This is a genomic window from Pseudomonas sp. PS01300, assembly GCF_029960155.1.
Lineage (GTDB): Bacteria > Pseudomonadota > Gammaproteobacteria > Pseudomonadales > Pseudomonadaceae > Aquipseudomonas > Aquipseudomonas palmensis.
The window spans coordinates 91,590-97,980 of sequence record NZ_JASCPN010000013.1; the positions used below are offsets into that span (position 1 = coordinate 91,590).

8 protein-coding genes are annotated in these 6,391 nt (G+C 64.1%); 5 read left to right on the forward strand and 3 right to left on the reverse strand.

Annotation, left to right across the window (positions count from 1 at the left end):
* Window positions 1-37: 37 nt before the first annotated feature.
* The 3 genes from QMX96_RS09880 to QMX96_RS09890 all read left to right on the forward strand — a co-directional run bounded on the left by QMX96_RS09880 (window position 38) and on the right by QMX96_RS09890 (window position 2,115).
* On the forward strand, window positions 38-646 hold the full coding sequence (locus tag QMX96_RS09880; RefSeq protein WP_078480293.1) for a hypothetical protein: 609 nt from the start codon (window positions 38-40) through the stop codon (window positions 644-646).
* A gap of 13 nt (window positions 647-659) precedes the next feature.
* On the forward strand, window positions 660-1,247 hold the full coding sequence (locus QMX96_RS09885; RefSeq protein ID WP_043861853.1) for a hypothetical protein: 588 nt from the start codon (window positions 660-662) through the stop codon (window positions 1,245-1,247).
* A 205-nt stretch (window positions 1,248-1,452) separates the two neighbouring features.
* Entirely contained in the window at window positions 1,453-2,115 is a 663-nt protein-coding gene (locus tag QMX96_RS09890) for a hypothetical protein (RefSeq protein ID WP_058542044.1), read from the forward strand.
* A 3-nt stretch (window positions 2,116-2,118) separates the two neighbouring features.
* Here QMX96_RS09890 and QMX96_RS09895 read toward each other — a convergent pair whose 3' ends face one another.
* The 3 genes from QMX96_RS09895 to QMX96_RS09905 all read right to left on the reverse strand — a co-directional run bounded on the left by QMX96_RS09895 (window position 2,119) and on the right by QMX96_RS09905 (window position 4,228).
* Entirely contained in the window at window positions 2,119-2,796 is a 678-nt protein-coding gene (locus QMX96_RS09895; RefSeq protein ID WP_043861855.1) for a hypothetical protein, read from the reverse strand.
* The gene (locus QMX96_RS09900) at window positions 2,796-3,692 is read right to left on the reverse strand and encodes a hypothetical protein (protein WP_143516676.1); all 897 of its coding nucleotides are present in this window, start codon (window positions 3,690-3,692) and stop codon (window positions 2,796-2,798) included. The genes QMX96_RS09895 and QMX96_RS09900 overlap by 1 nt, the downstream gene beginning before the upstream one ends.
* Window positions 3,693-3,790: 98 nt before the next feature.
* Window positions 3,791-4,228, reverse strand: a complete 438-nt coding sequence (locus QMX96_RS09905) for an Lrp/AsnC family transcriptional regulator (protein WP_043861856.1) — start codon at window positions 4,226-4,228, stop codon at window positions 3,791-3,793.
* A 131-nt stretch (window positions 4,229-4,359) separates the two neighbouring features.
* On the opposite strand from QMX96_RS09905, the gene QMX96_RS09910 reads away from it, so the two are divergent.
* Together QMX96_RS09910 and QMX96_RS09915 are read left to right on the forward strand one after the other, a co-directional pair.
* Entirely contained in the window at window positions 4,360-5,265 is a 906-nt protein-coding gene (locus tag QMX96_RS09910) for a DMT family transporter (protein ID WP_282361683.1), read from the forward strand.
* 81 nt (window positions 5,266-5,346) lie between these two features.
* On the forward strand, window positions 5,347-6,267 hold the full coding sequence (locus tag QMX96_RS09915; RefSeq protein WP_282361684.1) for a class I SAM-dependent methyltransferase: 921 nt from the start codon (window positions 5,347-5,349) through the stop codon (window positions 6,265-6,267).
* Window positions 6,268-6,391: the final 124 nt, after the last annotated feature.

The following is a 6,391-nucleotide window of genomic DNA, read 5'->3' on the forward strand; positions in this document are numbered from 1 at the left end:
AGCCTGTCTCTCACCCGAAGCAAGGACATTTTGCGTGCTGCGTACTTTCTGTTTTCTTTTCCTGGCCTGCCTCGGCCTTACCGGTTGCTACTCCTTCACACCGGTGGGCCCGATCGGCGAACCGGTCACCGTGGCCGACAACACTGCACAGCGGGGCGCCCAGATCGCCGACGTGGCCATCACCGCGCCCGACCTCAAGGATGACGTGCGCCTGAACATCAGCCGCCAGCTCACCGCACAGATCAGCCACTACGTCGACCGCGGCGAGTACTTCACCAAACTGGTGGAATTTCCCGCCACCCTGGGCGAGCAGGATGTAGTGCTCAAGTTCACCATCACCTCGCTCAAGGGCAAGCGCACCACGCACCCCGGTTACGTTCCCGGCGCGTTGGTGACGCTGACGTTCTGGATCTGGTTCAACGGCCCGATCTATGTCGACAAGTACGACCTGGCCGGCGAGCTGGTGATCGAAGACCGCGACGGCAAGCGCCTCACCCGCGTCACCGAGCAGGTCAAGCTCGACAACAATGTCGGCCTGTACGACAACGACTATGCCAACGGCAGCCTGGGGGGCGTGCAGTTGCGTCAGCTGATCACCAGGTTGCTCGACACCGCGACGGCTGCCCCGCAATTGGCCACTCACTGAAAGGAATTCAACCATGCGTCATTGCCTAATGGCCCTGTTGCTGGCCCTCAGCACGGCCCTGACCGGCTGCATCAGCTACTCCCAGCACCAGTTGCCGGTGGTCGAAGCCTGGCCGCCGCTGCCTGCCGCCGATGCGGCGCCCGCGCACAAGACCGCCTATGTGCGCTTCAACACACTGTACGAGTTCAACGGCCAGCCGCGCGCCAGCAACGCCAACCTGATGCGTTTCGAAAAGACCCTGGTGCAGAGCTATGAACAGAGCGAGCGCTTCACACGGGTGACCAGCGAGAAGGTCGACTCCGACGTGTACGCCTACGTCACGCTCAGGAACAACGAGCAAGGCAACGTGCTGGCGGCGACGCTGACCGGTGCGACGCTGTTCATCATCCCGTCCACCTTCGACAACACCCTGACCCTGGAGACGCTGTACAAGGACCGTGAAGGCAAACTCATCGGCAAGGTCAGCAAGAGCGAAACCATCACCACCTGGATGCAATTGCTGTTGATCTTCGCGGTGCCGTTCAACGATTCGGGCGATGCCATCATCGAGCACCTGAGCCGCAGTTCGGTTGAAGAAGCGATCCGGCGCAAGCTGATCTGAGCGTCATCATCGCGAAACATCCCTGCGCCAGACTGGCGCTGGCTCAAGGCAGAGCCGGCACGGATGAACCAAACGGGTTTGCGACACTCTCAAGCACGCCCGTTTCCACGGATGGAACGACAGACAGGGATCACCCCGCAGCCTCGGCTGCGGGGTGGCACAGGCGGGTCAGCCTCAACCCTATTTGTCGCAAAGAGCCCGTGCCATGAAGTTGCCCTCCTTTTTTCGGCGTTATCGCCCTGCGCTGTTTTCCGTTCCGCTGGTCGTCGGCGCCACCCTGCTGACCTTCGAAGCGCTCGAAAGCCGAGCCCAGCCGGTGGACGGCACCCAGACCCTGGTCTTCCTGCGCCATGCAGAAAAGCCCGGCGAAGGCCTCGGGCAACTGAACTGCCAGGGCCTCAACCGCGCCCTGGACCTGGCCACTCTGCTCCCGGAAAAATTCGGCCCCGCCGACTACGTGTTTGCCGCCAACCCCAGCCGCGAAGTGGAGGAGGGCAGCAACGACAATGCCTACAGCTATATCCGTCCGCTGATGACCATCAGCCCGAGCGCGATCAAGCTCGGCCTGCCGGTGAACATCGACTTCGGCGCCAACGACACCGGCGACCTGGCCGACGAGCTGCTGCAGGACAAGTACCGCAACGCCACGGTCTACACCGCGTGGTCACACGGCTACCTGCCCGAGCTGATCAACACCGTGGCCGGCAAGGCGCTGGGCGAAAAACGCACCATCACCGACGACTGGGACGGCGAGGATTTCGACTCGCTGTATGTGCTGACCCTGACCTGGCACGACGGCAAGGCCAGCCTGCTCAGCCGCAACTACAAGCAGGGGCTGGACAACGGCGACCTCGCCTGCCCGAGCTGAGGGCTAGTTCACCACCTCGAAGCGTGCGCTGGCCTCGCGCCACTCGAACGTCTTGCCCAGGCAATACGGGCTGGAAGGGATGAGCACCTGGGTGGCGCCACCCTGAAGGCGTACCTGGACGGTGTCGATACCCTTGCTGCGACAGCCCGGCACCTTCACCTCCAGCGTCTGCTGCAGCTTGCCGGTGGCTTTGTCCATTACCTGGATGGTTTCGAGGGCGGCATAGTCCATGTCCATCGGCAACTGGAAGTAGAAGCGTTCGGTGGACGCGGCCTGGGGCAGTACCGCGCCCGGCGAGGGTGTCTGCAGGCCGATGTCGGCCACCAGCTTGAGCGTGAAGGGCAGCTGCTTGCCGCTGGCGTAGGCGGTCCAGGTGCCTTGCAGCGGCTGGGCACGGCTGCTGAAATCGGCTTTCTGGAAATGCAGGCGCGCGGTGGGCAGGCCGCCGCTGTCCAGTTCGTCCATGGCGAAGTTGTAGGTATCGGTGTTGCGCGTGGGCTTGAGCCGGATCGGCGTGTGGTAGCGCTCGTAGTAGTAGATACCGGTCACGTAGTCGTTGGTGCGCTCGATCACCAGCGTCACCGGCAACCCGCCGAGTTTGCCCTGGTACACGGAATGGTAGGCCAGGGCATTGGCGCTCAGGCACAGCAGCAGGCAGGCGAACAGGGTACGAAACGGCATCAGAAAGGCTCCACGCTGTGGCGTTGCCACACCAGTTGCTTGGGGTCGACGAAGTGGTAGTACTGCCAGTCGCTGGTCCCGGTGTCGTAGTTGCTTCCCTGGCGCTGGGCTACCCAGCCGGGGGCGGGGAACTTGAGCGCGCCCTTGTCGCCCAGCGCTTCGAGTTCGGTGTGGCGTTGGTAGGTATTGCTGGTGGGCTGGTACAGGTAGAACTGGTCCGGCTCCTGGTTGGCGCCGCCGGTGGCGCGCTGGCCGATGGGCGAGGCCCTGAAGTCGATGATGCCGTCACCGTTGTAGTCGGCGAAGGTCAGGGTGCGGGTGCCGTTGAACGCCAGCGCCAGGTTGTCCAGCACCTGCAGTGTGCTGCCGCTGGCGAGGTCGATGATGGTGATGCGATCTACCTTGCCGGTGTATTCGCCCTCGGCCTTGCTGGCGTGCACGTAGAAGCTCTTGCCGCGGTTCTGCGGCTGTTGCAGCAGCTCGCCTTGCCAGCTGGAGCGCTGCTCGTCGCTGAAGCGGGTCTGGCGCGTGAGGCTGAAGGGCACGCGTTCGCGGGTGCGCAGGTCGATCCATTCGCCACTGAAGTCGCGATCGTGCGTGAACACGAAGGGGCGCACCCGCAGTGCTGCGGCGGGCATGCGCGGGTTGTCCATGATGTTGATCAGCAGTGGCACGTCCTTGCTGTAGGGCGTCACTTCCAGTGGCTGGCTGGTGTGGTGCTCGGTGTCCAGCAAGTAGCCTTGCACGTACTCGTACTGCGAGGTGTATTGCAGGGCGACCTCGACCTTGCGCTCGCCGAGGGTGCCCTGGTACAGGTTGATCGGGTCGGTGGCGTGGGCGCTGGTGAAGGCCAGCGCCAGGCCCAGCATGCAGAGGGGCCTTGGGAAAGCGAACATGGTGACGGTGCGTCCTTGCGGGAGAGGGGCGCAAGGCTAGCATATGTGTGGAACGTGCCGTTGCTCTGCGAATCCCGCGCCGCCCGCCAGTATGGCGCTTATGCCATCGGCGGCAGCCGTCGCTTCACCGGGCTTTTCTTGACGATGGCGGTGTTGGTTTCGGCGTGGCTGTTGAGCTTGTCGAGCAAGGTGTCGAGCTGCTCCATCGAGCGTACATGCAGGCGCGCGATGAAGCAGTCGTCACCCGTGACCTTGTCGCACTCGGTGAACTCGGGGATGGCGATGATCTGGCGCTCCACCTCCTGCAACTGCCCCGGCAACGGACGAATGCGCACGATGGCCTGCAACTGGTACCCGAAGCTGCGCGGGTCGATGTCGACCGTGTAGCCCTTGAGCACGCCGCGTTCTTCCAGGCGACGCAGGCGCTCGCTGACGCTGGGCGCCGACAGCCCGCTCAGGTGCGCCAGCGCCTTGAGCGAACGCCGCGAGTCTTCCATCAGCGCCTTGATCAACAGCTGGTCGATATCGTCAGTCATGCAATCCTCGTCAGGCAGATCAATGAAATTGCCTTGATAAAAAAGGCAAGGCTTGAGTCTAGCCTTGTTTTTGCTATGGAGTGCCCTGGCTTCTCGCTCGCATAATCTGTCCATCGTCTGGGAGGTGAGAGATGGACAATTCAATACGCCGTGGGTCGTTGGAAATGGTCGCCGCGATGCTGATATCCGGCACCATCGGCTGGTTCGTGCTGGTGTCGGGGCAACCGGTGCTGGACGTGGTGTTCTGGCGCTGCGTGTTCGGCGCCGGCACGCTGTTGCTGGTGTGCGCCGTGCTGGGCTTTCTGCGGCCGGGCATCCTCACACGTGCCAGCTTTGTCCTGGCGGTACTCAGCGGGGTGGCCATCGTGGGCAACTGGGTGCTGCTGTTCGGCTCCTATTCACGGGCCTCGATTGCCATCGGTACGGCGGTGTACAACGTGCAGCCGTTCATGCTGGTGGGGCTGGCGGCGGTGTTTCTGGGTGAAAAGCTCAGTGTGCCCAAGCTGTTCTGGCTGGGGGTGTCGTTTGCCGGGATGCTGGCCATTGTGAGTGCCCACGGCAGCGGGCAGGGCAGTGGCGAGGATTACCTGCTGGGCATCGCGCTGGCGCTGGGCGCGGCGTTTCTGTACGCGGTGGCCGCGCTGATCATCAAGCGCCTGAGTGGCACGCCGCCGCACCTGATCGCGCTGATCCAGGTGAGCACCGGTATCCTGCTGCTGGCGCCCTTTGCCAATACCGGCGGCCTGCCGGGCACTGCGGGGGCGCTGGCCAGCCTGGTGACGCTGGGTATCGTGCACACCGGCCTGATGTACGTGCTGCTGTATGGCGCCATCCAGAAATTGCCGACCGCGTTGACCGGGGCGCTGTCGTTCATCTACCCGATTGCGGCGATCTTCGTCGACTGGTTCGCCTTTGGCCATCGCTTGAGCGCGCTGCAATGGCTGGGGGTGGCAGCGATTCTGCTGGCGGCTGCCGGCATGCAGCAGGGCTGGTGGTGGAGGGCGAGCGGCAAGCTGCACGCCACAAGCGACAAGTAAACAGGCGCCCGGCGCAAACTTGTCGCTTGCTGCGTGAAGCTTGCCGCTAAAATAGCCCTTTTTGTCCCAGTGAATCCTGCCATGCCGATTGCCACCCTTCACGCCCACCTGCTCGGTGCCCTGAACCCTGCGCCTGCCGAAACCCGGCGCCTGTTCCATGGGCGCGGGCGCTGCTGGCCGGGGCTCGAACAGATCACCGTGGACTGGCTGCAGGGCGTGCTGCTGGTCTCGCTGTTTCGCGAACCGCCCGAAGGGCAGCTGGCCACGCTGGAGCAGATGCTGCGCACCCTGGCCGCCAGCCCTGGCTGGCCCGGGCAGGCGATCCTGATTCAGCACCGCTACCTGCCCGAGAGCCCCGGCCAGTGGTTGCTGGGCGAGCCGAGCGAGCACCGCGTGATCGACGAGGATGGCCTGCGCTATCAGCTGGACCTGGGCCTGAAGCAGAACACCGGGCTGTTCCTGGACATGCGCTATGGCCGGCGCTGGGTGCGCGAGCAGGCGGCGGGCAAGCGGGTGCTCAACCTGTTCGCCTACACCTGCGGGTTTTCGGTGGCAGCGATTGCCGGGGGGGCCGAGCAGGTGATCAACCTCGATATGGCGCGCTCGGCCCTGAGCCGCGGGCGCGACAACCATCGGCTCAACGGGCATGACCTGGGGCGGGTGGGGTTTCTGGGGCATGAGCTGTTCAAGTCATGGGGCAAGGTGCGCAAGAGCGGGCCGTATGACCTGATCATCATCGACCCGCCGACGTTCCAGAAGGGCAGCTTTGTGCTGACCCAGGACTACAGCAAGATCTTGCGCCGCCTGCCGGAGCTGTTGAATGAAGGCGGCACGGTGCTGGCGTGCGTGAACGACCCGGCCATCGGGCCTGACTTTCTGATCGAGGGGATGGCAGCCGAGGCGCCGGGGCTGGTGTTCGTGGAGCGTCTGGCCAACCCACCGGAGTTTGCGGACAGTGATCCGGTGGGCGGGCTGAAGGCGCTGGTGTTTCGCCAGGGGTGAATCTGTTGTGCCAGTGCTGGCCTATCGCGGGTCAAGCCCGCTCCCACAAGGATTGGCGCTAACCCTGTGGGAGCGGGCTTGACCCGCGATGCGATCCGAAGGCTAGCGCCGTAAACGCCGCCCC